The organism is Flavobacterium sp. Arc3 (genome assembly GCF_041431375.1).
In the GTDB taxonomy this organism is placed as follows: domain Bacteria; phylum Bacteroidota; class Bacteroidia; order Flavobacteriales; family Flavobacteriaceae; genus Flavobacterium.
The window spans coordinates 1-1,979 of record NZ_JASMRI010000054.1 but is presented as its reverse complement, the minus strand read 5'-3'; the positions used below and the strand labels follow the sequence as shown (position 1 = coordinate 1,979).

Genomic DNA, 1,979 nt, shown 5'->3' with positions numbered 1-1,979 from the left:
TGTGGAATTCTTTCTTTTTAGGCTAACAAATATTTATGCCTAATTTTTATCGCTCCACAGGTTTTCGACTTGATCCCATTTTTGTCTGGATTTATAGAGCAAATAGCGACTTTGGGCTAATAATTGTTTTACAGTATCGCCGTTGATTAAAAGTTGGGGAGTATGAGTTTTGTTTTGGGTATTAGCCAGCAATATGGATTGGTTCTTCTTGTCCATAGCTTCCCATCGGTGTTTAATCCTAATTTCTTGTAACGCTTCTAAGGCTAGTTTTTGTACATGAATTTAGCGAAGCGGTATCACGAATTCCAAAATTGTAATAAAATGAATGAGTAAAACAATCGGTTACTTGTGTTGCTTTAGGGAAACATTTTTTAGCTATTAATTTCATCGAGTTAGCCATGTCTAATGTTATTTCTATAACGGCTTGTCTTTTTTTTAAATCGATTTTGGAGACTTGTTCTATGACTTGTTCTGTTTCAATACCAGCAACTATAGCAACCAATGATCCTTTTTTGCCTTTTGGTTTTTTATTAGTAACAATGGTATAAAGTTCTCCTTGTGATAAAGCAACTTCGTCAAATGCTAAGTGAGTTCCTATGTTTTGGGGGTAAACAATCCATTGATGTGCGTTTTCTCGAGGTTCCCAAGTGCTAAGTGTACTAAGGTGGCTTTTGTACTGACTTTGAAGTTTTTTCCTGTTAACCCCAAAGAAACGGCCGATAGTGTGACTATTTATTGCTGTGTTATCTATTAATTTCTTTTAAAAAAGCCGCAAATTCTTGCGTCATACGCGTTCCTTTGGCAGCTAACAGCCAATCTCTTTGAATGATTTCTCCATTGGCTTTATTGGTCCAACGACGGCGTTTAATGTGTAAATACACAATCTTGCCTCTAAGAGGAAAATCTTGGATTGTTATTTCATCTAGAAAGCCTTTAGATACTAATTCTACAACGTCAAACTCTTTTGGAGGTTGTGCTTTTTCTTCAAAATGTAGATGTAGGTTTTCTTCAGAGTTAGTAGCGGAAACTATTTCAAAGTTCTCTATTAAAAAATCAGGGAGCATAAATTTTAAAAGGTCGATAGAAGTTATGTCTCAAAGTTAATTATGCGAAAATATTATTTTTTCTAAAAACTCTCCGCAGGTGTTGTGCCTGATCCATCAGATGTTTTATTAATTGGTGCAAATAAAAAAAACCTTTCATTTCTGAAAGGCTTTCTTAGTAGCGAGCAATATTGAAAAATCTAACGAATTTCTGGAAGATTATTATAAAATTGTTAGTGGTAATGATGATCTGTAAAATAAGTAAATTTTTTAATTGAAAATCCTTGATTTGAAATTATTGTGAATTCCAAAAACGAGATTGTATAATAAATATTTATATATAAATAAAACCCTGTTTTTTTACTACGCACATTATTAGAAAATTTCATTCAGCATAGTCTGGATTGCGGAATAAAGAGTTAATATAACTTTCTGCAAATTCTTTTGAGAATAATTTATTTTGAATTAAGATAAAAATGAATGTTCTGCGAAATAAATAAAGCTCCAAAGAACAGGAGCTTTACTTATAAGTTTGAATTGCAAATTTAGGTTGTTGTGCAAAAGTTAAACTGTCTAGTAGTTTATTCAGAAATGTTATCCAAATCTAATGCAGGATAATGTAATTTAGAATAATCTAGAAAGTCCTCTAAGGAGCCTTGGTATTGTAAAACAAAATCTACTAATCCACTTTTTGGTTTTCCATAAGCTTTATAGATTTCTTTTACAATAGATTTTTTTGTTCCATCTTTAAGGATTGAAACTATTTTATCATTTTTTGCTTTTACCTTATTAGTCATTATATCTTTAGAAATATAATGACTAGAAATAAAATAATTATATCTAGTAGAATATGCTCTTCCTGCAAATTCCAGTGATATTGACCACCCAATTCCAATTTAAAGTGACCACCTGATTCCAATTCAAAATGACCACCTA

Annotated in this window: 4 protein-coding genes; all 4 read right to left on the bottom strand. The window is 31.5% G+C overall.

The genetic code is table 11. From position 1 onward, the window contains the following. Window positions 1-39 precede the first annotated feature (39 nt). The gene (locus QO200_RS19240; RefSeq protein WP_371543609.1) at window positions 40-216 is read right to left on the bottom strand and encodes a hypothetical protein; all 177 of its coding nucleotides are present in this window, start codon (window positions 214-216) and stop codon (window positions 40-42) included. A 22-nt stretch (window positions 217-238) separates the two neighbouring features. Further along, window positions 239-541, bottom strand: a complete 303-nt coding sequence (locus QO200_RS19235) for a transposase (protein ID WP_371543611.1) — start codon at window positions 539-541, stop codon at window positions 239-241. A gap of 202 nt (window positions 542-743) precedes the next feature. Beyond that, the gene (locus tag QO200_RS19230; RefSeq protein WP_371543606.1) at window positions 744-1,064 is read right to left on the bottom strand and encodes a transposase; all 321 of its coding nucleotides are present in this window, start codon (window positions 1,062-1,064) and stop codon (window positions 744-746) included. 560 nt (window positions 1,065-1,624) lie between these two features. After that, the gene (locus QO200_RS19225) at window positions 1,625-1,840 is read right to left on the bottom strand and encodes a hypothetical protein (RefSeq protein WP_371543603.1); all 216 of its coding nucleotides are present in this window, start codon (window positions 1,838-1,840) and stop codon (window positions 1,625-1,627) included. Window positions 1,841-1,979 lie beyond the last annotated feature (139 nt).

Excerpts from the sequence above, each read along its gene's own strand:
- QO200_RS19240 (WP_371543609.1), bottom strand. The coding sequence starts at position 216 with ATGGACAAGAAGAACCAATCCATATTGCTGGCTAATACCCAAAACAAA.
- QO200_RS19230 (WP_371543606.1), bottom strand. The coding sequence starts at position 1,064 with ATGCTCCCTGATTTTTTAATAGAGAACTTTGAAATAGTTTCCGCTACT.
- QO200_RS19225 (WP_371543603.1), bottom strand. The coding sequence starts at position 1,840 with ATGACTAATAAGGTAAAAGCAAAAAATGATAAAATAGTTTCAATCCTT.